This window comes from Variovorax sp. Varisp53, from assembly GCF_059491555.1.
Genome location: NZ_CP168512.1, coordinates 906,941 through 928,843, shown reverse-complemented (window position 1 = coordinate 928,843; position 21,903 = coordinate 906,941). Strand labels below are relative to the sequence as shown.

Annotated in this window: 21 protein-coding genes and 1 pseudogene; 12 read left to right on the top strand and 10 right to left on the bottom strand. The window is 67.2% G+C overall.

The window, feature by feature from the left end; genetic code table 11:
• The first annotated feature begins 68 nt into the window (after positions 1 to 68).
• A complete protein-coding gene (locus ACEOAB_RS04180) occupies positions 69 to 815 on the top strand; it encodes an IclR family transcriptional regulator (protein WP_413748185.1) in 747 nt (248 codons plus the stop codon).
• A 33-nt stretch (positions 816 to 848) separates the two neighbouring features.
• Here ACEOAB_RS04180 and ACEOAB_RS04175 read toward each other — a convergent pair whose 3' ends face one another.
• A complete protein-coding gene (locus ACEOAB_RS04175; protein ID WP_413748184.1) occupies positions 849 to 1,706 on the bottom strand; it encodes an alpha/beta fold hydrolase in 858 nt (285 codons plus the stop codon).
• A 134-nt stretch (positions 1,707 to 1,840) separates the two neighbouring features.
• Complete coding sequence (locus ACEOAB_RS04170) at positions 1,841 to 2,725, bottom strand: LysR substrate-binding domain-containing protein (RefSeq protein ID WP_413748183.1); 885 nt, start codon at positions 2,723 to 2,725, stop codon at positions 1,841 to 1,843.
• A gap of 70 nt (positions 2,726 to 2,795) precedes the next feature.
• On the opposite strand from ACEOAB_RS04170, the gene ACEOAB_RS04165 reads away from it, so the two are divergent.
• From ACEOAB_RS04165 to ACEOAB_RS04145, 5 genes are read left to right on the top strand one after another with little or no spacing between them, the layout of a single operon-like run.
• Positions 2,796 to 3,635 carry an amidohydrolase family protein gene (locus ACEOAB_RS04165; RefSeq protein WP_413748182.1) on the top strand — a complete coding sequence of 280 codons (840 nt, stop codon included), beginning with the start codon at positions 2,796 to 2,798 and terminating at the stop codon, positions 3,633 to 3,635.
• Positions 3,632 to 4,432, top strand: a complete 801-nt coding sequence (locus tag ACEOAB_RS04160; protein ID WP_413748181.1) for an SDR family NAD(P)-dependent oxidoreductase — start codon at positions 3,632 to 3,634, stop codon at positions 4,430 to 4,432. Before ACEOAB_RS04165 ends, ACEOAB_RS04160 begins: the two co-directional genes overlap by 4 nt.
• A 37-nt stretch (positions 4,433 to 4,469) precedes the next feature.
• Complete coding sequence (locus ACEOAB_RS04155; protein ID WP_413748180.1) at positions 4,470 to 5,429, top strand: Bug family tripartite tricarboxylate transporter substrate binding protein; 960 nt, start codon at positions 4,470 to 4,472, stop codon at positions 5,427 to 5,429.
• Positions 5,426 to 5,953 (top strand): carboxymuconolactone decarboxylase family protein, encoded by a 528-nt coding sequence (locus ACEOAB_RS04150; protein WP_413748179.1) that lies wholly within the window; start codon positions 5,426 to 5,428, stop codon positions 5,951 to 5,953. The genes ACEOAB_RS04155 and ACEOAB_RS04150 overlap by 4 nt, the downstream gene beginning before the upstream one ends.
• Positions 5,954 to 5,966: 13 nt before the next feature.
• Positions 5,967 to 6,494, top strand: coding sequence for a hypothetical protein (locus ACEOAB_RS04145; protein ID WP_413748178.1), 528 nt, complete (start codon positions 5,967 to 5,969; stop codon positions 6,492 to 6,494).
• A gap of 25 nt (positions 6,495 to 6,519) precedes the next feature.
• On the opposite strand, the gene ACEOAB_RS04140 is transcribed toward ACEOAB_RS04145, so the two are convergent.
• The 7 genes and pseudogenes from ACEOAB_RS04140 to ACEOAB_RS04110 form a co-directional block, all read right to left on the bottom strand.
• Complete coding sequence (locus ACEOAB_RS04140; RefSeq protein WP_413748177.1) at positions 6,520 to 7,818, bottom strand: MSMEG_0569 family flavin-dependent oxidoreductase; 1,299 nt, start codon at positions 7,816 to 7,818, stop codon at positions 6,520 to 6,522.
• 31 nt (positions 7,819 to 7,849) lie between these two features.
• Entirely contained in the window at positions 7,850 to 8,134 is a 285-nt protein-coding gene (locus ACEOAB_RS04135) for an MSMEG_0570 family nitrogen starvation response protein (RefSeq protein ID WP_413748176.1), read from the bottom strand.
• Positions 8,125 to 9,128, bottom strand: a pseudogene (locus ACEOAB_RS04130) (sll0787 family AIR synthase-like protein). Before ACEOAB_RS04130 ends, ACEOAB_RS04135 begins: the two are co-directional and overlap by 10 nt.
• Positions 9,125 to 9,685: an MSMEG_0567/Sll0786 family nitrogen starvation N-acetyltransferase gene (locus tag ACEOAB_RS04125; RefSeq protein ID WP_413748174.1), complete on the bottom strand. Its 561-nt coding sequence runs from the start codon at positions 9,683 to 9,685 to the stop codon at positions 9,125 to 9,127. Before ACEOAB_RS04125 ends, ACEOAB_RS04130 begins: the two are co-directional and overlap by 4 nt.
• 2 nt (positions 9,686 to 9,687) lie before the next feature.
• Entirely contained in the window at positions 9,688 to 10,770 is a 1,083-nt protein-coding gene (locus tag ACEOAB_RS04120; protein WP_413748201.1) for an MSMEG_0568 family radical SAM protein, read from the bottom strand.
• On the bottom strand, positions 10,733 to 11,779 hold the full coding sequence (locus tag ACEOAB_RS04115) for a Nit6803 family nitrilase (RefSeq protein WP_413748173.1): 1,047 nt from the start codon (positions 11,777 to 11,779) through the stop codon (positions 10,733 to 10,735). Before ACEOAB_RS04115 ends, ACEOAB_RS04120 begins: the two co-directional genes overlap by 38 nt.
• Positions 11,780 to 11,794: 15 nt before the next feature.
• Positions 11,795 to 12,277, bottom strand: a complete 483-nt coding sequence (locus ACEOAB_RS04110; RefSeq protein WP_007832834.1) for an MSMEG_0572/Sll0783 family nitrogen starvation response protein — start codon at positions 12,275 to 12,277, stop codon at positions 11,795 to 11,797.
• 351 nt (positions 12,278 to 12,628) lie between these two features.
• Between ACEOAB_RS04110 and ACEOAB_RS04105 the strand changes: the two genes are divergently transcribed.
• The 6 genes from ACEOAB_RS04105 (at position 12,629) to ACEOAB_RS04080 (ending at position 19,887) form a co-directional block, all read left to right on the top strand.
• The gene (locus ACEOAB_RS04105; RefSeq protein ID WP_413748172.1) at positions 12,629 to 14,029 is read left to right on the top strand and encodes an aminotransferase-like domain-containing protein; all 1,401 of its coding nucleotides are present in this window, start codon (positions 12,629 to 12,631) and stop codon (positions 14,027 to 14,029) included.
• A 237-nt stretch (positions 14,030 to 14,266) separates the two neighbouring features.
• Positions 14,267 to 15,697, top strand: coding sequence for an aldehyde dehydrogenase family protein (locus ACEOAB_RS04100; RefSeq protein WP_413748200.1), 1,431 nt, complete (start codon positions 14,267 to 14,269; stop codon positions 15,695 to 15,697).
• A gap of 20 nt (positions 15,698 to 15,717) precedes the next feature.
• Positions 15,718 to 17,043, top strand: a complete 1,326-nt coding sequence (locus ACEOAB_RS04095) for an NAD(P)/FAD-dependent oxidoreductase (RefSeq protein ID WP_413748171.1) — start codon at positions 15,718 to 15,720, stop codon at positions 17,041 to 17,043.
• Positions 17,044 to 17,080: 37 nt separating this feature from the next.
• Positions 17,081 to 18,223 carry an NAD(P)/FAD-dependent oxidoreductase gene (locus ACEOAB_RS04090; protein ID WP_413748170.1) on the top strand — a complete coding sequence of 381 codons (1,143 nt, stop codon included), beginning with the start codon at positions 17,081 to 17,083 and terminating at the stop codon, positions 18,221 to 18,223.
• The gene (locus ACEOAB_RS04085) at positions 18,213 to 18,521 is read left to right on the top strand and encodes a (2Fe-2S)-binding protein (RefSeq protein ID WP_056597256.1); all 309 of its coding nucleotides are present in this window, start codon (positions 18,213 to 18,215) and stop codon (positions 18,519 to 18,521) included. Before ACEOAB_RS04090 ends, ACEOAB_RS04085 begins: the two co-directional genes overlap by 11 nt.
• A 4-nt stretch (positions 18,522 to 18,525) precedes the next feature.
• Positions 18,526 to 19,887 (top strand): FAD/NAD(P)-dependent oxidoreductase, encoded by a 1,362-nt coding sequence (locus tag ACEOAB_RS04080; protein ID WP_495653485.1) that lies wholly within the window; start codon positions 18,526 to 18,528, stop codon positions 19,885 to 19,887.
• Between the two features lie 19 nt (positions 19,888 to 19,906).
• On the opposite strand, the gene glmS is transcribed toward ACEOAB_RS04080, so the two are convergent.
• The gene (gene glmS / locus ACEOAB_RS04075) at positions 19,907 to 21,787 is read right to left on the bottom strand and encodes a glutamine--fructose-6-phosphate transaminase (isomerizing) (RefSeq protein ID WP_495653484.1); all 1,881 of its coding nucleotides are present in this window, start codon (positions 21,785 to 21,787) and stop codon (positions 19,907 to 19,909) included.
• Positions 21,788 to 21,903 lie beyond the last annotated feature (116 nt).

Here is a 21,903-nt window from a genome sequence, read left to right as displayed (position 1 = left end):
CGTGCCACTCGCGGAACATGTCGAACACACCCTCTGCAAAAGCGCGCCGGCCACACCACGAAGACCCGATGCTCAACCGGTCGCTCGTGCGCGGTGTCGAAGTGCTCAGAGCGTTCAGGCCAGGCGCCGATCTGCTTGGCAACGGCGAGCTCGCGGAACGCACAGGACTGTCCCGTGCCACCGTGAGCCGCCTGACGCAGACGCTGGTGGAAACCGGCCTGCTGGAGCACGATCGCGCCCGTCGGGCCTACCGCCTTGCGGCACATGTCTTGAGCCTGGCCCATGCGATGCGCGCGGGCTCGCCGGTGCTGAACACGGTCGCCCCGCTGATGCGCGCGCTGGCCGAAAAGATGCGCATCAACGTCGGCCTGGCGGTGCCCGATCGCGACGAAATGGTCTATCTCGAATCCGTTCGCTACAACCGCCGCGTTGCGCTACGCCATGTGGTGGCAGGTCAACGGGTGCCGATGGAACTCACTTCGTTGGGCCGCGCCTATCTGGCGATCGCGCCGGAATCCACGAGGCGAGCGCTGCTGGCACTGTTCCGCAGCAGACGCCCCACCGGATGGGGGCAGTTGCGAGACGAGATCCAGTCCGCGAAACTCAGCGTCGAGCAGCGCGGCTACTGCAGCGCCGCATGGCAACCGGAAGTGATCGCCCTGTCAGCGCCGATCGTTCTGGCGGATCGCCCGATCTATGTGCTCAACGTCAGTGTCGCCACCGCAGCCAACATGGACGACGTGGAGCAGGAGCTCAGCGGCCCATTGCTTTCCCTGCGGGAGAAGGCGACAGCCGCTCTTCTGGCATCCGGCTGAGCAGGCCCTCGGCTGGAAACCTGCATTCACCGCTCAGACAGCGAGGTACACCTTCCGTGCGAAGGACGCGATCGCGTCGCTCATCGCGTGCGGTTGCTCGGGAGCCATGGCGTGCCCCGCGTCGCGAACGATCTCGACGGTGACGCGATCGCCCAGCATCGGCTTCATGATGTCGGGGATGACCACGGCGTCATGCTCGGCGTGAAGGTCGAGGATGGGTACGCGGTCGCCCGCGGAGAAGTAGTCATCCACGGGGGTGATCTCCCGGGCGCGACCTTGTGCATCGTGGGCTGCGGGAAACCAGCCGCCGAGCCACACGCTGGGATCGTGTCCCGGCGCAAAGAAAGCCTTGCGAAGGCACTCGAGCCTTCGAGGCTCCGACAGTGAGAGATCGCCCGCGCCATCGATCTCATCGCGCAGCCGGCTGTAGGGCTTCTCGGTCGATCCGGGAGGAAGCTTGCCGGCGGAAGCCGCCGCCATGACGACACCGCATACGAGATCCGGACGGTCTGCCGCCAGTGTGCGGGCGGGTTGACTGCCCCACGCGTGGCCGACGATCACGATCGGACCGACTTCCTCGCTGTCGAGGACCGCGGCGACATCGCTCGCGAAGTCGTGCAGATCGAGCCCTTCCATCGGCCCCTTGCTGCGACCGATGCCGCGCGGTTCAGGTCGAAGGACGCGAAAACCTGATGCTGCGAGATGGGCTGCAACGACGTCATAGTCTCGCCCCGATCGTGCCAGCGACGGCAGGATGCAGATCACGGGCCCCGTGCCCTGGTCATTGAATTCGATCTGGACATCCGCGCTCGCGTGTGTCGGGCGGTATGAGATCAGCTTGCTCTGTGAAAGAGCCCCGCCTGCGGGAGTTGACTGGTTTTCGATGGACATGGTGCCGGAGTCTCCGTGGCGATATCAGCATTCGTAAGCTGGTTGCTCCTATATCAGCTATGTCTGCCAGCTATGTGTCTGCTTGCACTCGATTGCAAGCCAACCCGTACCTCCCGGTCGCAGGTCTGACCCGGCTAGCGCTGGCGGAAATCCAGTTCCTGCAAGAGTTGCGCGGTCCCCCGTGTCAGGCGCGTTGCGGGACGCGCCACCGGCGTCGCCAGCACCAGCGCATTCCAGATTGCCGGGGGACCGATGGGCGCGCGCTGCAGCTTCTCGTTGTCGCTCGCCCGGAGTGCGCTTTCCGGCAGGATCGTGCATCCAACACCCGTCGCGACCAATGTGAGCACGGTCTGGACGGCACCGACTTCCGCAAGAACCTGCAACTGGATTCGGCGCGGAATCAACACGGAGTCAAGCAGATGGCGAATCGCATTCGGAGCGCTCGGCAGCACCATCGGGTAGTTTGCCAACGCGGCCAGGCCTACTTTGGCCGGCAATCTGCTTGCGGGCGGTGCGACCAGCAGCAGCTTCTCTCGCATCAGCGGCTGGAACGTCAACTGGGGTGAGGCCGCGGGGTCGAACAGAAGCGCAAGATCCAGCCTTCCCGCAATCAACGACTCGCGCAGTGCCACGCTCAGTCCTTCGAGCACCGTGATTACCGCGCGCGGGAACCTCTCTCTGAATCGCTGGACCAGCGGCGTGCTCAGCCCCAACGCCACACGGGGCGGCATGCCGACGATGATCCGGCCGGCAGGGCTCTCATCCATGTCGCGCAACTCGTCACGCGCTTGCCGGGAAATGTCGAGCATCGCGCGGGCATGAATCAGCAAGGCCTCTCCTGCTTCGGTCGGCACCACGCCACGCCCCGTTCGCACAAGCAGCCGTTGTCCGAGATCGGCCTCGAGAAGCGCGATCTGTCTGCTCAGACTGGGTTGAGCGAGATCGAGTACCACAGCACCTCGGCTGAGACTCCCGGCATCGACCACCGTGACAAAGTAGAGAAGCTGCCGCAGTTCCATAGCGGATGAGCATAGCTGATATAGACAATCATACCTATCACCGATATCCGCGGGTTGCAACACTCGCGGCATGACATTGACTCTTCCATCCAGGGCATGCAATGCACATTGCCATGTCTTCGGCCCTCGATCACGTTTTCCGTACGCGCCCGGCGCCACCTTCATTCCGAACGAAGATGCCCCCAAGGAAGCCCTGTACGCGCTGAACGACAGCCTGGGCCTGACGCGCTGCGTGGTGGTCCAGTCGAGCTGCCACGGCTTCGACAACAGTGCGACAGAAGACGCCGTCGCATCACGTCCCGGCGACTATCGTGGCATTGCCCTGCTGCCAACGGACGTCCGCGATGCCGAACTCCAACGCCTCCACGCAGCCGGTTTCCGGGGCGTTCGCTTCAACTTCATGGGGCACCTGGGGCGGCATACGCCGATCGAAGACGTCCTTGCTCTGGCCGCGCGCATCGCGCCGCTGGGCTGGCACCTGCAGATACACGGCGACCCTGCCCTGCTGACCGATCTGGCGCCGGCGCTGCGACGCTCTCCAACGCCTGTGGTGATCGACCATATCGGCCGGATCGACGCGGCCCTCGGCCTGAACCACCCGGACTTCCAGGCGCTGCTGATGCTGATGGCCGACGAGCGCTTCTGGGTGAAGGTCAGCGGCATGGACCGCATCACGCGCCTGGGGCCTCCTTACGCAGACGCCCAAGCCTTCGCCAGGACCTTGGTCGCGGAATTCGGCAACCGCGTGCTGTGGGGCAACGACTGGCCCCATCCCAACCATGCCGGGCCCATTCCGGACGAACGGCAACTGGTCGATCTCATCGCCGAGATCGCACCGAGCCAAGCCGCGCGCGAAGCCTTGCTCGAGCACAACCCCCAACGAATTTATCAATTTGGAGACAACCAATGAGCTTGCGATTTGCGAACAAAGTGGCCATCGTGACCGGCGCCGGATGCGTCGGTGCCGGCTGGGGAAACGGCCGGGCCATTGCAGTGCGACTGGCGGAAGAAGGCGCCAGGGTGCTGGCGGTCGACCGCGATCGTGCGCGGCTTGATGAAACCCTTGAGCTCGCCGGCGCTGCACGCGCCTCGATCACGCCCTGGGTCTGCGACGTGACCAGCAGCGACAGCGTCGCAGCCATGGCGGCGGCTTGCCTGCAGACCTACGGAACGATCGACATCTTGGTCAACAACGTCGGTGGCTCCGCAGCCGGAGGGCCGGTGGAACTTGCCGAAGACGCATGGGATTCGCAGATCGACATCAACCTCAAGAGCGTGTTCCTGACCTGCAAGCACGTGCTTCCCACACTTCTGGCCAAGGGCGCGGGCTCGATCGTCAACATCTCGTCGACCTCGGGCATGCGCTGGACCGGCAGCGCGCAGGTGGCCTATGCGGCGACCAAGGCGGGCGTCATTCAAATGTCGCGCGTCATTGCCGTTCAACATGCCGCGAAGGGCGTGCGGGTCAACAGCGTGGTGCCGGGGCAGTTGCACACACCGATGGTCGAGACGCGGCTGGCCAAGCAGCGCGCAGGCGGCGACGTCGAGGCGCTGCTCGCCCAACGCCAGAAGCGCATCCCGCTCGGCTTCATGGGCGACGGCCGCGACACCGCGAGCGCCGTGCTGTTCCTGGCCAGCGACGAGGCACGCTTCATTACCGGCACGGAGCTCGTCGTGGATGGCGGCATGACAGCACGTTGCGATTGAACGCATTCCAACAATTTCCCTGACGGAGACAAAACTCGTGATCAAGCAATTTTTTCTCGCCGCCGCGCTCGGCCTTTCCATCGCAACCAACGCAGTTGCTCAACCGCAAGTCATGCGCATCGTCATCACCTTCGCGCCGGGAGGCCCGGTCGAACTGGTCGCTCGAATCATGGCGGAGCGGCTTGGCAAGGAACTGGGGCGCACAGTCATCGTCGAGAACAAGCCGGGCGCAAACGGAGCGATCGGCGCTGTGAGCGTGGTGCGCTCCCCGCCGGACGGCAACACGGTCTGGCTGACCAGCGTGGGCGCCGCCGCGATCAATCCTGCGCTCTACAAGACCTTGCCCTATGACATGCAACGCGATTTCGCGCCTGTTGCCGTGGTCGTCAACAACGTCGAACTGCTGGTCGCGAATCAGGACGAAGGTTCGAAGGATGCCGCCGAGTTCGTGGCGGCCACGAAAAGCCGCCCCAACCCCACTGCCATCGCGTCGTCCGGCATCGGAAGCATTCCGCACCTGGCCATCGAGCAGTTGAAGGACGCCACCGGTGCCAAGCTCCTGCACGTTCCCTACAAAGGTGGAGCTCTCGCCATCACCGACCTGATGGGCGGGCAGGTGCGCGGCTTCTTCGGCGATGTGCCAGGGCTGCTCAACTACGTGCAGGGCGGACGTCTCAAGGCACTTGGCGTGGCGTCGCCCAAGCGCCTGCCGTCGTTGCCGGACGTCAAGACCCTGGAGGAGCAAGGCATCAAGGGCGTGGACACGAACAACTGGTATGCCATGTTCGCGCCTGCCAAAACGCCGGCGGCCGTTGTCGACGCGCTCAACAAGGCGGTGCGCAACACGTTGGCCGATCCGCAGGTGCGGGAGAAGCTGCTCAAGGCGGGCACCGAGCCCGCGCCATCGACGCCTCAGGAACTGGCCGCGCTGCTGAAGCGCGACACCGACAAATGGGCCAAGCTGATTCAAGACAAGAACATCAGGATCGATCAATGACCACCTCCCACATCCGCGTGCCTTTGGTGCAGCCCGGCACGGTGCCCGAACTGGCCGAGGTCGAGTCCCGCATCATGGCGGAGCGCGGCCGCGTCTCGCTGCTCTACCGGGTGCTGCTCAACAGCGGGCCCATCGCTTCCGGCTGGGAGCGCCTGCTCACTGCCGTGCGCAACCAGACCGGCGTGCCGGCGGATCTGCGCGAACTGATCATTCTTCGCGTCGCCGTGCTCAATGGCGCGAGCTTCGAGTTCGACGCGCATGTGCCCCACGCACAGAAGGCCGGCCTCGGCAGCGAGAAGATCGCGGCCGTTCGCGACGAGGCATTGCCGGACGTCTTCACGCCGATGGAACGCCTGGTACTGGAACTCACCGACGCCATGACCCGGCAGATCGTCGTGCCGCAGGCCCTCATGACGCAGGTGCAGCAGCACTTCGATGCCAAGGGCGTCGTGGAACTCGTGGCGACCGTGGCGGCCTACAACATGGTGTCACGGTTGCTCGTGGCGCTGAACGTCGCGCACTGAACCGAAGCGAGCGATGCAAGACCTTTGGTTGCTCAAGCTGGACGCACCCGCCGCATCCGACGAATTGCTCATGGCTGAACTTCGTCGGCTCTATCCGGAAGCCCGGCCCTGGCAGGCCGTGGACGATGGCGCAATCTACCTCTACCTGTCAGGCGACGTATTGCCGAACGACACGCTCCCGCGCGGCGGCTCCGGATGGCATCGCCTTGTCTGCACGCAGGAGATAGCGGGCGCTTCGCATGGCCGGGTCGCCCCGTTCCACTACGTTGTGGAGACAGACGTACTTCCGGAATTCGAGGAAGAACTCAACGCCTGGTATGCGCAGGAGCATCTGCCCGGGCTGGCCGCGGTCAAGGGAACGGTGCGGGCCTCGCGCTATGTCGTTGCTCTTGGCTCTCCCAGGTACTACGCCTGCTACGACCTCGAAGGCCCGGACGCACTCGACAGCCCGGCCTGGCTGGCGGTGCGCGCAACGGCACGGAGCTCACGCGTTCGGCCGGCATTTCGCAATGCGCGAAGGACAATGTTCTTCAAGCGCTGAACAACCATCGGCGCATGTTCGACCACTAGGCGGCATGAAGTGTTCGTGCCACCGCGGCATGGCCCTCGCGCAGTTTCGATTTTCTGTTTTCAATGGCTTCCGCGAGGAACGCTGCATCACCGGCTACGCCAGAGAAGCGCCCCGATCCCCAGGTGTGCAGCCACGGCAGGCCCAGGAAGTACAGGCCCGGCTCGTTCGTCACCCCGCGCAGGTGCACCGGCGCACCGCGCCCGTTGAACACCGGTGCATCGACCCACGCGAAGTCCGGCGAGAAGCCGATGCACCATACGACGCTGCCGATGCCCGCCGCCGCAAGGTCGAGCCGCGTGCGTTCTTGCGCCGGTTCCCACACGGGCGTGTAGACCGAAGGCGGTGGCGCCTCGATGCCCTTCGCCGCAATGTGCTTGTCGATCGACGCGTTGATGCGGTTGTAGGTGTCGTCCGCCGCATCGAGGTTGTCGCGCAGGTTGGGCTGCAGCTCGAAGACGCCGTTGTCGAAGCCGCTCAGCAACCCATACAACTCCATGCCTTCGAGCGCGAAGCGCCGCAGGTCGATGTCGCGCCCGCCGTCGCGGCCGGTCACGTAGTGGTTGGTGTTGTCGCGCACGCCTTCGCGCAGCGGATGCTCGGTGACGGGCATCTCGTAGTACTTCATGTCGGCGAGCCAGTCGACCACCTCGCGGCCGCGGTAGAAGCGCGCGCAGCGCGGCGCGTGGCCTGTGGCCAGGTGAACCTTGCGGCCGGCCAGGTGCAGGTCTTCGGCGATCTGCGCGCCCGACTGGCCGCAGCCCACCACCAGCACCGCGCCCTCGGGCAGCTGCGCCGGGTTGCGGTACTGCGCCGAGTGGAACTGCGCCACACCCGCAGGCAGCTTCTCGGCGAGGCGCGGCACGATGGGGCGGTGGTAGCCGCCCGAGGCCACGACCACCTGATCGGCGGTGTAGAGGCCGGTGTCCGTCTGCACGTTGAAGCGCTCGCGTTCTGCATCGCGCGAGACGCGCTCGACCGTCACGCCCTCGATGGCCGGTGCCTTCACATGCTCGACGAAGGCTGCGAGCCATTCGTTGATCTGGTCCTTGACCATGAAGCCGTGCGGATCGCTGCCGAGGTAGCTCCAGCCCGGCAGCTGGCACTGCCAGTTGGGCGTGACGAGGCAGAACGAGTCCCAGCGCTGCGTGCGCCAGGTGTGCACCAGGCTGCGCTTCTCGATCACGAGGTGGTCGATGCCGCGCTGCTGCAGGCAGTGGCTCAGCGACAGGCCGGCCTGGCCGCCGCCGACGATGACGACGCTGTAGTGGCTGCGTCCGCCGTAGGGGTGTGACATGGGGTGCTTCTTTCTCTCTGGGATGGGGTCGTCAGTCGAAGGCGACGACGGTGACCTGCGCGCCTTCGGTTTCCGCGAAGCGCGCAGCGATGTGTTCGATTTCCGCGAGCTGGTCCATCGCCTGCGAGCACGCGAATCCGTACTTCGCGCGCACGCGTTCGCTGGCCAGGCCCAATGCCTCGCGCGTGTGCCGCATGAACTCGCCGAGGGCATAGGGCTCGCCGGGCACGAGGTGTTCGCGCACCACGCTGGAGGGCGAGTAGCAGCGGGTCTCGCTGGCGTCGGGCCAGCGCACGCGGAAGTGCGTCACGGGCATGCGGCGGCCTCCAGTCGAATGGCGGGTGGCTGGATGAAGGCGTCGCTGCCGAAGTCCCACAGCAGGGCTTCTTCTCCACCGGCACGCAGGCGCACCTGCCGGGCGGCGTCGACCTCGCCGATCACGCCGCAGGCGATGTCGCGCGCGGCGAAGCGCGCCAGTACCGAGCCCACCCGCGCGGGCGCGACGCTCAGCACGAAGCCGTAGCTCGGAAACGAGGACAACCAGCGCATCAGCGGCACGCCCACGGGCCTGGGCAGTGCGTCGAGGTCGATGCGCGCGCCCACGCCCGAGCACTCCAGCAGCATCATGGCCGTGCCCACCGCGCCCGCCATGCTGATGTCCTTGGCCGCACGGCACAGGCCTTCTTCGGCCAGCGCGGGCAGCACTTCGAGGTCGGCGCGCAGGCGCCCGCCGCGGTCGATGCGTTCCAGTAGGGAAAGGGCTCCTCGTAGGCGCCGCGCAGGTCGGCCGCCATCACGAGCAGGTCGCCGGGCTTCGCATCGAAGCTGGTGAGCAGACTGCGCGCATGGCCGAGGATCGCGACCGCGAGCTGCGGCCGCTCGCTGCGGTTGTTGCTGTGGCCGCCGACGATGGGCACGCCGTAGCGCACAGCCGCCTCGGCCAGCCCGCGCAGAACGTCGTCCGCAGGGCTCATGCCGGTGCTCCACAGTGCATCGACCACGGCGGTCGGCCGGCCGCCCATGGCGTAGATGTCGCTCACGTTGACCATCACGCCGCAGTAGCCCGCGAACCACGGCATGCGCACGATGAAGTCCTCGACCAGCCCCTCGATGGCGAACAGCAGGTAGCCGCCGTGACCGTCGGGAATGGCGGCGCAGTCGTCGCCGATGGGCACGGCCTGCGCGAGCGCCGCGTGGCCGCCCGGAAGCGCCCGACCGAGGGCGGAGACCACATCGCTGATGTCGCGCTTGTGGGCGAAGCCGCGCGTGGCGCGAAGGGCTTCGGCAATTTCGTGGACGTTGTCGGTCATGACAGCACCTTGGAGCGCGTGACGAAACCGCTCACGGGGTCGTGGCAGGGCGGGTACCGGCCGAGGTCGGCCTGCATGCGTGCATGCGGGCGGCCGTGCACGCCGGTTTCTTCGAGCAGTTGCCAGCCCAGCTTGCGAAAGAGCGGCACGTTCTGCATCTGCACCTGCGCGAAGAAGCGCTTGCAGCCGAGCGCGTTGGCGCGCGAAACCGCCAGGCGGATCAACGTCACGCCCAGGTGGCCCTGGCTGCGGAACGCGGGATGCACGGCAAGGCGTGAGCCCCACCATTCGCCATCTGCCTCGCCGCGGTGGATGCGCACCGTGCCCACCACCTGCTCCGGCATGCCCGCCGCGCAGGACATCGCCACCAGCAGTTGCGCATGGTCGTCGATGGCATCGCGGTCGTCGCGCACGAAGATGCCCTGCTCGATGCAGAACACCGCGCGGCGCAGCGCCATCGCCTCGTCGCGCTCCCATTGCTGCGCCGCCTCGCGCACCAGGTACTCGACGGACGCGTAGTGCAGGTCGAGCTCGCTCAGGTCGTCGATGCACAGCATGGTCAGCTTTCGCTTTCTTTCTCGTAAATGGACAGCGACGAGCACGCGCCGCACTTGCCGCAGCCGGCCTTGATGTCGGCCGAGCGCAGGCCCGCCGCCACCACGCGCTCGCCCAGCGGCGCGAGCAGCGACTTCATGAACTCGGGCGTGGGCGCCGGATGGTCTTCGAGCGGCGTGCCGCTGATCGGCACGAAGGGCACGACGAAGGGGTACACGCCGCGCGCGAGCAGCTGGTCGCAGGTGTCGAGGATGGCTTCACGCGTATCGCCAAGCCCCGCCAGGATGTAGGTGCTGACCTGGCCGCGTCCGAACACGCCCACGGCCGCCTCGAAGGCGCTCATGTAGCGCGAGACGGGCACGCTCGCCTTGCCCGGCATGAGGCGTTCGCGCACCTCGGGCGTGACCACTTCGAGGTGCATGCCCAGCGTGTCGATGCCGGCCGCCTTCATGCGGTGGAACCACTGGTCGTCGTCGGGCGGCTCGCACTGGCCCTGGATGGGAATGTCGACCGCGGCCTTGATGGCGAAGGCGCTCTCGCAGAGGATGGCCGCGCCGCGGTCGGTGGCGTTGGGCGTGCCGGTGGTCATCACCATGTGCTTCACGCCGTCGAGCAGCACGGCGGCGCGCGCCACCTCGGCGAGATGCTCGGGTGTCTTGCGCGCCACGGTGCGGCCGGCCGCGAGCGACTGGCCTATCGCGCAGAACTTGCAGCTCTTCTTGCGGCTCTCGTAGCGGATGCAGGTCTGCAGCACCGTGGTGGCGAGCACGTCGCTGCCGTGCAGCGTGGCGATGTGCGAATAGGGCACGCCGTCGAAGGTCTGCATCGCGTAGAAGCGCGGCTGCTTCGGAAAGCTGATGCTTGCAATGGGAATGCTGCCGCGCATCACGCGGCTCATGCCGCGCGCGTCGGGCGCTTCGGCGGTGAAGGGCGAGTGCCAGGCCGTGGAGGTGTGGACCGGCACCATGATCGTGTGGCCGTCCACCGTCACCGCCTTGTGGTCCGAAGGCCCGGCGCCGCCGCGGCGGCTGGCAACGCCCGCCGAAGGATCAACCAGCCGCAACCCGAAGGACTGGAGCTCGGTCATCAGTTGCCGGCTGTCTTGCTGTGTCGTCGTGGTGGTCATGGTCGGAGCTCCGTTGAACAGGGGGTTGCGTGAGATGCATCGGCACGGTGGTTTGCGCTGGCCGGTCGTTGATGGCGAGCGACAGCAGTTCGGGCCGCGCGTAGTGGCCGACCGAATCCATCATTCGCTTGCGCTTGGCGATGAGCGCCATGTCGAGGTCGGCCACCACCATGCCTTCGCCCTCGGTGAGCGGCGGCGCGAGGTGCTTGCCTTCGGGCGAGACGATGGCCGTGTGGCAGCCGCCGCGCAGCGCCTTCTGCAGGTTGGCGTCGGGCGTGACCGAGCGGATCTGTTCGTCGCTGAGCCAGCCCGTGGCGTTGACCACGAAGCAGCCCGACTCCAGCGCGTGGTGGCGGATGGTCACTTCCATCTGCTCCGCGAAGATCGGGCCGACCAGCGAGCCGGGGAACTGCGCGCAGTGAATCTCCTCGTGCTGCGCCATCAGCGCGTAGCGCGCGAGCGGGTTGTAGTGCTCCCAGCAGGCCAGCGCGCCGACGCGGCCCACTGCCGTGTCGACCACCTTCAGCCCAGCGCCGTCGCCCATGCCCCAGACCATGCGCTCGTGGTACGTGGGCGTGATCTTGCGGCGCTTGAGCGCGAGCGTGCCGTCGGCATCGAACACCAGCTGCGTGTTGTAGAGGCTGCCGTGGTCGCGCTCGTTCACGCCGAGCACCACGACCATGCCGTGATGGCGCGCGCGCTCGGCCACGGCCTGCGTGACCGGGCCCGGCACGACCACCGCGCGTTCGGCCAGCCGCAGGTGCGGCGCCCCCTGCAGCACCGGCGGCAGCACGAAGCTGAAGTAGGGGTAGTAGGGCACGAAGGTCTCGGGGAAGACCGCGAGCTGCGCGCCCTTGGATGCGGCCTCGTCGATGGCGCTGCACACCCGGTCGAGCGTGCCGTCGGGCCGGTCGAAGTCGGGCGCGATCTGGATCGCCGCGGCACGCACGATGCGGGGTGTGGAAGCCATCGCCGGTGCCCTGCCTTACAGCGTCCAGGTGTCGAGGATGACCGCACCCGCCTTCTTGTGCAGCAGCACCAAGTCCAGCACGTCCAGCGGGTTGATCGGCGTGATGCCTTCGATCAGCGCGCCTTCGCCGTGGCCGTACAGCGCCTGCAGCGCGAAGCGGCAGGCGTAGACCTTGCCGCCTTCTTCCATGAACTTGCTGATCTGCTTGTTGAAGTTCTGGTGGCCCGGGAAGGCCTCGTCGCCCAGCGTGGGAAAGCCGCGCTGCACGCCCAGCGTCACGCCGGGGCCATACAGCAGCACCGAGGTCTCGTAGCCCTTGCGGCGCAGGCGCGTGGCCTGCAGCAGGTTCACGAAGCCGATGGAACCTTCGAAGGCGACCGTGTGGAAGGTGACGAGCGCCTTCTCGCCGGGGTCGGCCTTGACGTCTTCGAACACCTTCTCTTCGTAGTCGACGAGGTACTCGCCTTTCTCGTTGCGGGGGCGGGTGACTTTGGGCATGGGGTACTCCGGTTGAGGGGTTGAACGCAGGTCTTGCGTGCCTTTCTCTTTGCAGGCGATGTGCCAGCGTGCGGCCGGGTGCGTGCGATCAACTCGCGATCAATGCGCAGCGGTGCGCCTTGCGTGCGGATAAAAAATTTCGGAAGGCCGAAAAGGCGGGCACGCACAGAGGCTTCCGGCCGGTTCCTGCACCGCGACGACGCATCCGCCATGCGATCAATGCACCCGATCAATGAGGTTGATCGCACCCGATCGAAGCATCCGGCGCCTCCGGAGCAGGCGCGATTCCTGCGTGCTTGATCGGTGGCCCGATGCAATCAATGGATGCAATCAACTTCGACGATCCGCCCCATGCCCACGATCACCACCCACTGGCGCAAGCAGCTGCGCAACAGCGACCGGCCGGCCTACCTGCTGCTGGCCGATCTGATCGCCGACGACATCAAGACAGGCCGCCTTGGCGTGCGCGACCGCCTGCCTACGTTGCGCGAGCTCGCGGCCGACCTGGATCTCAACTACACGACGGTGGCGCGCGGCTATGCCGAGGCGCGCAAGCGCGGCCTGATCGACTCGCGCGCGGGCACCGGCACCTTCATCCGCTCCGGCAGCCCCAGCCTGCGGCTGCGTGGCGGCAGCGGCGCCGAGATGACGATGAACATGCCGCCCGAACCCGACGACGCGCACCTGATGGCACGGCTGCACGAGAGCGCGAGCCGTGCCTTCGCCGAGATCGACTTCCACGACCTGCTGCGCTACCAGGACTTCGGCGGCACCGCGCACGACCGCGAAGTGGCCTTGCAATGGCTGCGACCCTTCGTGCCGCATGCGGGCGTGGACCGCATCCTGGTGTGCCCCGGCATCCACGGCGTGCTCACGGCGCTGTTCTCGCAGCTCGCGCGGCCGGGCGAGCTGATCTGCGTGGAGTCGCTCACCTACCCGGGCGTGAAGGCCATCGCGGCGCAGCTGGGCGTGCAGCTGCACGCGCTGCAGCTGGACGACGACGGCCCCATCGCCGATGCCTTCGAGCATGCCTGCAAGACGCTCAAGCCCAAGGCGCTGTATTGCAACCCGACGCTGCTCAACCCCACGGCCGGCACCGTGTCGCGCGCACGGCGGGAAGCGCTGGCCGACGTGGCGCTGCGCTATGCCATTCCGATCATCGAGGACGACGCCTACGGCATGCTGCCGCGCCAGACGCCGGGCACCATCGCCACGCTGGCGCCCGCGCTCACTTACTACGTGAGCGGGTTCTCCAAATGCTTCGGCGCGGGGCTGCGCAGCGCATATGTGTGTTCACCGACGGTGGTGCAGTCGCAGCGCCTCGCAGGCGCGATGCGCGCCACCACCGTGATGGCCTCGCCGATCACCAATGCGCTGACCACGCTGTGGGTGGAAGACGGCACCACCGAGGCGATGCTGCAGGCCGTGCGCGCCGAATCGGTGGCGCGGCAACTGCTCGCGACGCGCCATCTGGGCGACAGCGGGTTGCAGGCGCACCCCGAGGGCTTTCATGCGTGGCTGCCGCTCACGCCGGGCTGGAGCCCGGTGGAGTTTGCGTCCTACCTGCGCACCCAGAACGTGGGCGTGGTGGCGAGTGCGGCATTTTCGACGGATGGCGATCCGCCGGATGCGGTGCGCATCTGTCTGGGCGGGCCGATGTCGCGGGAGCAGTGCGATCAGGCGCTCAGGCTCATCGCCGATACGCTGGCGCATCCGCTGCATCCGCACTCGACATTGCAGAAGCGCGGTTAGCCGATCACATGGGAGCGGGATCGAGGCGTCGGCAGAGCTGATGGCACGATCTGCTGTAGCGACTCGCACAACCGCAGTCTGCTTTGTGCGAGCCCCCCATTGCAGCACCGGCGCGAGGGGCACGCGGCCTAGACTTTTGGACATCCAAAAGCCCGACCTCAGCCCCTTTTCCAAAGGACCAACTCCGTGAACTCCTCCATCGTCGAACGCCTCCAGAGCGCTGGCCATCTGGACCGCATGTTCATCGACGGCGAGTGGGTGCTGCCCCAGGGGCAGGCTCGCGCCTCTGTCATCGACCCGTCGACCGAGGAACCCGTTGCGGAGATCGCGCTGGGAACTGCGCAGGACGTCGATGCGGCGGTGGCCGCGGCGCGGCGCGCCTTCGCCGCCTGGTCCGTGAGTTCCGTCCAGAGCAGGATCTTGCTTCTCGACCGTGTCCACACCCTGATCCTCGAACGGGCAGAGTCGTTCGCCCAGGTGATCTCGCAGGAGATGGGCGCTGCCATCGGCTTTGCGCGCAGCACACAGGTGCCGGTCGCGGCGCAGCACATCCGCGTGGCACGGGACAATCTGGCCAGCTATCCGTTTCTCACCCATCGGGGGGACGTGGCCATCATGCGCGAGGCCATCGGCGTGTGCGGCTTGATCACCCCCTGGAACTGGCCGCTCTACCAGATCACCGCCAAGGTCGGGCCGGCCTTGGCGGCGGGATGCACGCTCGTCCTGAAGCCCAGCGAACTGTCGCCGCTGAGCGCCCTGCTCTTTGCGCAGGTGATGCAAGACGCCGGCATCCCCCCGGGCGTTTTCAACCTGGTGAGCGGCACCGGGCCGGAGGTCGGCGCCGCGCTGTCGGCGCATCCGGACGTGGACATGATCTCGATCACCGGCTCGACCAGGGCCGGCGTCCTGGTGGCCCAGGCCGCCGCCCCGACGGTGAAGCGCGTGGCCCAGGAACTCGGCGGGAAATCGCCCAACGTGATCCTGCCGGACGCGGACCTGGCGCGGGCCGTGCCAGCAGGGGTGGCGGCCGCCTTGCGCAACGTCGGCCAGTCGTGCAGCGCGCCGACGCGCATGATCGTGCCGCGTGAGCACCTCCAGGAGGTCGAGCGCATCGCGCACGAAGCGGCGTCCGGCTTCGTCGTGGGCGATCCGCGCTCCGAGCAGACCACGCACGGCCCTGTGGCGAATCGCGCCCAGTTCAATCGGGTGCAGGAAATGATCGGCATCGGAATCGCCGAAGGCGCGCGGCTCGTTTGCGGCGGCCCCGGTCGGCCCGAGGCCTTGAGCCGCGGCTTCTACTGCCGCCCGACCATCTTCTCCGCGGTGCATCCCCGGATGCAGATCGCGCAAGAGGAGATCTTCGGGCCGGTACTCGCGATCATTCCGTACGACAGCGTCGACGAGGCCGTGGAGATTGCCAACGACACCGTCTACGGCCTGGGGGCTCACGTCCAGGGGCAGGACCTTGCAGCGGCACGCGCCGTCGCGGCGCGCATCCGCTCGGGGCAGGTGCACATCAACTATCCGGCCTGGAGCCCCCATGCGCCCTTCGGCGGATACAAGCGCTCGGGAAATGGCCGCGAATACGGCATCGAGGGCCTTGAGGAATACCTGGAAACCAAAGCCATTCTCGGCTTCCAGGAAAGCAGCGAAAGCGTCCAGGCTTGAACCGGCGAGCGAAATTCATCATGTCCCCTCCGCTGCACGCCATCAACACCTCTTCCACCCTACCAGCCTCCGCTGACGTCGTCGTGATCGGCGGCGGCATCATCGGCGTCTTTACCGCCTACTACCTGGCCAAGCGCGGTGTGTCGGTCGCCCTGGTCGAAAAGGGAAGGATCGGCGCCGAGCAATCGAGCCGCAACTGGGGCTGGTGCCGGCAGCAGAACCGGGACGCTCGCGAACTGCCGCTGGCCAGCAAGAGCCTCGACCTGTGGGAACAGTTTGCCGCCGAGAGCGGTGAAGACACGGGGTTTCATCGCTGTGGGTTGTTGTATCTCAGCAATGACGAGGCCGAAATTTCCCGCTGGGCCAGCTGGCGCGATTTCGCGAAAACCGCAGGCGTGACGACTTACATGCTGAGCGGCCGAGAAGCCGCCGAGCGCGGGCAGGCGACCGGCCGCGCCTGGAAAGGCGGCGTCTTCTCGCCCACCGATGGCACCGCCGATCCTGCCAAGGCTGCGCCCGCGGTGGCCGCTGCGCTCATCAAGCTCGGGGGCAGCGTCCATCAGAATTGCGCGGCCCGTGGCATCGAGACGGAGGGCGGAAGAGTCAGCGGCGTCATCACGGAAGCCGGCGTCATCAAGACCAGGACGGCCGTGCTCGCAGGTGGCGCCTGGGCGTCCTCGTTCTGCCGCCAGCTTGGCATCCGTTTTCCCCAGGCCTCGATTCGTCAGTCCATTCTGAGCGTGTCCCCTGTGGAGCATCGCTTGCCGGCTGCCGTGGTGAGCGCGAGCGTGTCCGCCACGCGCCGCAACGACGGACGCTACGCGTTGGCCATCAGCGGCCGCGCGCGCGTGGACGTGACGCCTCAGCTCATGCGCTTCGCTCCGCAGTTCGTGCCCATGTTCGCCAAGCGCTGGCGCAGCCTTCGTCCGGGAGGCCTGGAAGGCATGCGTGGTGGCCATGAAACGCTGAAGCGGTGGCGGCTCGATGCGCCGACGCCGATGGAGCGCGTGCGCATCCTCGATCCGAAGCCCGATTTGCCCACGATCAGGGAGACCCACCGCCGCGCCGTCGAACTGCTGCCCCAACTTCGCGATGCCAAGATCACGCACGCCTGGGCTGGCTATATCGACAGCACACCGGACGGTGTTCCCGGCATCGGCGAGTTGCCGTCCATGCCGGGTTTCATCCTGGCTGCGGGCTTTTCCGGGCACGGCTTCGGCATCGGCCCTGGCGCCGGCCACCTTATCGCGGACCTTGCCACCGGTGCCGAACCGATCGTCGATCCCATACCGTACCGGCCCGAGCGGTTCAGCGACTCGGCATGGGGCAAGGTCGCTGATTTCTAGGCCGCGCCTGCGACGCGCAGAACCCTGCCCTGCATCCATGTTTTCGAGCGATGTGATCGTGATTGGTGGCGGCCTGGTCGGCACCGCAGTGGCCTACGGGCTGGGCCAGCTTGGCAAGAAGGTCATGGTCCTGGATGAAGGCGACGACGCGTTTCGCGCTTCGCGCGGAAACTTCGGCTTGATCTGGGTTCACGGCAAGGGCCGCGGTGTTCCCCACTATGCCCGCTGGACCCGGGAGTCCGCCCGGCAGTGGCCCGCGCTCGCCGCGCGACTTCAGGACGAAACCGACATCGATGTCCAGGCCAGGCAGAACGGCGCTTTCAACCTGTGCTTTTCCGAGGCCGAACTCGAGGCGCGCAGCGAGCGGCTTGCCACCGTGCGCGACGAGGTGGGCGGCGACTACCCCTACGAGATCCTGGACCGCGCCGCTCTGCTGCAGCGATTGCCCCACGTCGGACCGAAGGTGGTCGGCGCCAGCTACTCGCCGATGGATGGCCATGTCAATCCGCTCAAGCTGCTGCGCGCCCTGCACTCCGCATGCAACCAGCGGGGCGTGATGCTGAAGACAGGCCACGGGGTGGAGCGCATCACGCACGCAGATGGCGTGTTCACGGCGCACGTCCGGGATCAGCAGTTTCGCGCGCCCAAGCTCGTCCTGGCCGCGGGGCTGGGCAATGCGCGCCTGGCCGGTCAGGTCGGACTCCATGCGCCGGTGCGGCCGAATCGCGGGCAATTGATCGTCACCGAACGCTGCGAGAAGCTCTTCGACTATCCCACGGGCCATATCCGGCAAACCGACGAGGGCGGCATCCAGATCGGGGAGTCCATGGAAGATGCGGGCTTTGACGACAGCACGACGACCAGCACCTTGGCCGAACTCGCGCGCCGCGCCGTCGCCAGTTTTCCCATGCTCGGCCGGCTCAACGTGGTCCGGGTATGGGGCGCGTTGCGGGTGATGACGCCCGACGGCTATCCGATCTACCAGGAATCGACATCCTGCCCAGGCGCCTACGTCGTCACGTGCCACAGCGGCGTGACCCTCGCGGCGGCCCACGCCTTTCGCATCGCCCCGTGGATCAACGGCGCAGCCGCACCCGAGGAGCTTGACGCGTTTCGGGGGGACCGTTTTCCCGCCGCAGAGCATCCGGCACAGGCCCTGGATCATCACCATGCCTACTGAACCGCTCTTTCGCCCGATCTCGGCCGGCGCCGAGCCCTTCATCGATGTCGAGTTCGACGGTCGCCGGCTTGCGGTGCCGGGCCAGCGCTCTGTCGCTGCTGCCTTGCTGGTAGCCGGTGTGTCGCGCTTTCGTTCCACTCCCGTGTCGGGTGCGCCGCGTGCTCCCTACTGCATGATGGGCGTGTGCTTCGAATGCCTGCTGGAAATCGACGGCGTGGCCAACACCCAAGCCTGCCTCGTGACGATCCAGCCGGGCATGAAGATCCGCTCGCAGGAAGGCGCGCGCCGTGCAGTGTGATGCGGTGGACGTCGCCGTGGTGGGCGCGGGTCCGGCAGGCCTCGCAGCGGCCGCCGCCGCGGCCGAACTGGGACTGTCGGTCGCATTGCTCGACGAGCAGGCGCATCCGGGCGGCCAGATCTATCGCGACGTCACGCAGGCCGGTGTCGATCGGCTGCAGGTGCTCGGGGACGACTACGCCGCAGGCCGGGCCCTGGTGGAGCGCTTCTCGCAATCGACAGCGCGGCACGTCGGCGGCGCGGCCGTCTGGAACATCTCCCGCGATCGCGTCATTCACTACTTGAAGGATGGGCGATCCCGGTCCATGACGGCCGGCCACGTCATCTTGTGCACCGGCGCGATGGAGCGGCCATTTCCGATTCCTGGCTGGACGCTGCCCGGCGTGATGACGGCCGGGGCGGCGCAAATCCTTCTCAAGAGCGCGGGCGTGGCACCGTCGCAGCCGGTCGTGCTGGCCGGCTGCGGACCGTTGCTGTACCTGCTGGCCTGGCAATATTTGCGGGCCGGTGTGCGCATCGGCGCCATCGTCGATACCACGCGGCGTGGCGACTGCCTGCGGGCCCTGCCCCATCTCGGCGGCGCCCTGGCGGGATGGCGCGACCTGAGAAAAGGCCTGGGCCTGATCCGCAGCATCCGCGACGCCGGCATCCCCCATCACCGTGCCGCAACCGACCTCGCCGTGGAAGGCGGCGAACAGGCCACGGCCCTGCGCTTTCGTGTGGGAGCCACGTCTCACCGCGTGCAGTCCGATCTCATCCTGCTGCACCAGGGCGTGGTGCCGAACAATCAGATCACGGCGTCGCTGCGCCTGGCGCACCGTTGGGACGACCAGCAGCTGTGCTGGGTGCCGGCGGCCGATGCCTGGGGCCGCCTCGAGCTGGACGGCCTCCTGATCGCCGGGGACGGGCGGGGCATCGTCGGCGGCTCGGCAGCGGCCTTGCAGGGGCAGCTTGCCGCCCTGGCCGCGGCGCACGACGCCGGGCGCTTGTCCGAACCCGAACGCGACCGCCGGGCCGAGCCGCTGCGATCGGCGCTTCGTCGCCAGCTGCACATCCGGCCTTTCCTCGATGTGCTCTACCGTCCGAAGATCCAGCATCGCGTGCCGGCCGACGACGTGATCGCCTGCCGCTGCGAGGAGGTCACGGCCGGCGAACTGCGCCGATCGGTTGCCCTGGGCTGCCAGGGGCCGAGCCAGGGCAAAGCCTTCACGCGTTGCGGCATGGGCCCCTGCCAGGGCCGCCTTTGCGGCCTCACCGCCACCGAGGTCATCGCGCATGAGCGCGGCGTCTCTCCGGCCGAGGTCGGCCACTACCGGGTCCGCCCTCCCATCAAGCCGATCACGCTTGAAGAGCTGGCCGCACTTTGATTCCGGCCAGACGCCGCACTCACTCCACCGTCACGCTCTTCGCCAGGTTGCGCGGCTTGTCCACGTCCGTCCCCCGCGCACACGCCGTGTGATACGCGAGCAGCTGCAGCGGCACGACGTGCAGGATCGGCGAGAGCGCGCCGTAGTGCTCCGGCATGCGGATCACGTGCAGCCCTTCGCTGCTCGTGATCTTCGTGTCGCCGTCGGCCAGCACGTAGAGCACGCCGCCGCGTGCGCGCACTTCCTGCAGGTTGCTCTTGAGCTTTTCGAGCAGCGCATCGTTCGGCGCAACGGCCACCACGGGCATCTCGCTCGTCACCAGCGCGAGCGGGCCGTGCTTGAGTTCGCCGGCGGCATAGGCCTCGGCGTGGATGTAGGTCACTTCCTTGAGCTTGAGCGCGCCTTCGAGCGCGATCGGGTAGTGCAGCCCGCGGCCCAGGAACAGCGCGTTGTCCTTGCGCGCGAAGTCCTCGGCCCAGCCGATGATCTGCGGCTCCAGCGCCAGCACCGATTGCAGCGCGACAGGCAGGTGCCGCATCTCCTTCAGGTAGCGCGCCTCGTCGGCTTCGCTCAGCCGGCCCTTGGCCTGCGCGATGGCCAGCGTGAGCAGGAACAGGCCCGCCAGCTGCGTGGTGAAGGCCTTGGTCGACGCCACGCCGATCTCCACGCCCGCCCGCGTGATGTATGCCAGCTTGCACTCGCGCACCATCGCGCTGGTGGCCACGTTGCAGATGGTCAGCGTCTGCTCCATGCCCAATGAGCGCGCATGCTTCAGCGCGGCCAGCGTGTCGGCGGTTTCGCCCGACTGGCTGATGGTGACGACCAGCGTCTTCGGATCGGGCACGGAGTCGCGGTAGCGGTACTCGCTCGCGATCTCGACCTGCGTGGAAATCTTCGCGATGCCTTCGAGCCAGTACTTGGCGGCGCAGCCGCTGTAGTAGCTGGTGCCGCAGGCAAGGATGAGGATCTTGTCGATGTCCTGGAACACGCGGTGGGCGCTGGCGCCGGTGGCGCCATCCTGGCCGATGCCGTCGAACAGCTCGGGCACGATGCCTTCCACGCCTTCGAGCGTGTCGCCGATGGCGCGCGGCTGCTCGAAGATTTCCTTCTGCATGTAGTGGCGGTAGGGGCCGAGCTCGGCCGCGCCGCTGTGGGCCTGCACGGTGCGCACGACGCGCGTCACGGGCTTGTGGTTCCTGTCGACGATCCAGTACTTGCCGGGCTGCACGTCGACCACGTCGCCTTCTTCGAGGTAGATGATCTGGTCGGTCACGCCGGCCAGGGCCATCGCGTCGCTGGCGAGGAAGTTCTCTGCGCCGTCCTTGCCTGCACCGAGGATCAGCGGCGAACCCGCGCGCGCGCCCACCACGCGCTGCGGTTCGTCGCGGCAGATCACGGCGATGGCGTAGGCGCCGTGCAGCTGCAGCACGGCCGCCTTCACGGCCTCGAACAGGTCGCCGTCGTAGAGGCTGTCGACGAGGTGGGCGATGACCTCGGTGTCGGTCTGGCTCTCGAACACGTAGCCCCTGGCTTCGAGCGTGGCGCGCAGGGCTTCGTGGTTTTCGATGATGCCGTTGTGCACGAGCGCGATGCGGCCTGGGCGCGCGGCCGGCGCATGGGCACCGGGGCCTTTGCTGTAATGAGGGTGGGCGTTGTTCACCGCTGGCGCACCGTGCGTGGCCCAGCGCGTGTGGGCGATGCCGGTGAGGCCTTCGACCTTGTCGTCGCGCACCTGCGCCACGAGGTCGGCCACGCGCGAGGTGGTGCGCGCCCGCGTCAGGCCGCCAGCGTGCACCGCCACGCCGCACGAGTCATAGCCGCGGTATTCGAGCCGCTGAAGGCCCTGGACCAGGACCGGAACGATGTTGCGATGGGACGCTGCCCCGACGATGCCGCACATGGTGAGCTGCCTTTTGAATGGAGAGGAGCCTGAATGGTAGGCAGGCTCGAAAGAAATATGCCTTCTTAATAATGGTTGTTTTGGACTTTTATTTCGTGCAATCTCACATATGGATT

Excerpts from the sequence above, each read along its gene's own strand:
- ACEOAB_RS04135 (WP_413748176.1), bottom strand. The coding sequence starts at position 8,134 with ATGCCCGTGACGCACTTCCGCGTGCGCTGGCCCGACGCCAGCGAGACC.
- ACEOAB_RS04150 (WP_413748179.1), top strand. The coding sequence starts at position 5,426 with ATGACCACCTCCCACATCCGCGTGCCTTTGGTGCAGCCCGGCACGGTG.
- ACEOAB_RS04140 (WP_413748177.1), bottom strand. The coding sequence starts at position 7,818 with ATGTCACACCCCTACGGCGGACGCAGCCACTACAGCGTCGTCATCGTC.
- ACEOAB_RS04095 (WP_413748171.1), top strand. The coding sequence starts at position 15,718 with ATGTCCCCTCCGCTGCACGCCATCAACACCTCTTCCACCCTACCAGCC.
- ACEOAB_RS04165 (WP_413748182.1), top strand. The coding sequence starts at position 2,796 with ATGACATTGACTCTTCCATCCAGGGCATGCAATGCACATTGCCATGTC.
- ACEOAB_RS04160 (WP_413748181.1), top strand. The coding sequence starts at position 3,632 with ATGAGCTTGCGATTTGCGAACAAAGTGGCCATCGTGACCGGCGCCGGA.
- ACEOAB_RS04105 (WP_413748172.1), top strand. The coding sequence starts at position 12,629 with ATGCCCACGATCACCACCCACTGGCGCAAGCAGCTGCGCAACAGCGAC.
- ACEOAB_RS04180 (WP_413748185.1), top strand. The coding sequence starts at position 69 with ATGCTCAACCGGTCGCTCGTGCGCGGTGTCGAAGTGCTCAGAGCGTTC.
- ACEOAB_RS04170 (WP_413748183.1), bottom strand. The coding sequence starts at position 2,725 with ATGGAACTGCGGCAGCTTCTCTACTTTGTCACGGTGGTCGATGCCGGG.
- ACEOAB_RS04085 (WP_056597256.1), top strand. The coding sequence starts at position 18,213 with ATGCCTACTGAACCGCTCTTTCGCCCGATCTCGGCCGGCGCCGAGCCC.
- ACEOAB_RS04090 (WP_413748170.1), top strand. The coding sequence starts at position 17,081 with ATGTTTTCGAGCGATGTGATCGTGATTGGTGGCGGCCTGGTCGGCACC.
- ACEOAB_RS04175 (WP_413748184.1), bottom strand. The coding sequence starts at position 1,706 with ATGTCCATCGAAAACCAGTCAACTCCCGCAGGCGGGGCTCTTTCACAG.
- ACEOAB_RS04125 (WP_413748174.1), bottom strand. The coding sequence starts at position 9,685 with ATGCTGTGCATCGACGACCTGAGCGAGCTCGACCTGCACTACGCGTCC.
- ACEOAB_RS04120 (WP_413748201.1), bottom strand. The coding sequence starts at position 10,770 with ATGACCGAGCTCCAGTCCTTCGGGTTGCGGCTGGTTGATCCTTCGGCG.
- ACEOAB_RS04100 (WP_413748200.1), top strand. The coding sequence starts at position 14,267 with ATGTTCATCGACGGCGAGTGGGTGCTGCCCCAGGGGCAGGCTCGCGCC.
- glmS (WP_495653484.1), bottom strand. The coding sequence starts at position 21,787 with ATGTGCGGCATCGTCGGGGCAGCGTCCCATCGCAACATCGTTCCGGTC.
- ACEOAB_RS04110 (WP_007832834.1), bottom strand. The coding sequence starts at position 12,277 with ATGCCCAAAGTCACCCGCCCCCGCAACGAGAAAGGCGAGTACCTCGTC.
- ACEOAB_RS04145 (WP_413748178.1), top strand. The coding sequence starts at position 5,967 with ATGCAAGACCTTTGGTTGCTCAAGCTGGACGCACCCGCCGCATCCGAC.
- ACEOAB_RS04115 (WP_413748173.1), bottom strand. The coding sequence starts at position 11,779 with ATGGCTTCCACACCCCGCATCGTGCGTGCCGCGGCGATCCAGATCGCG.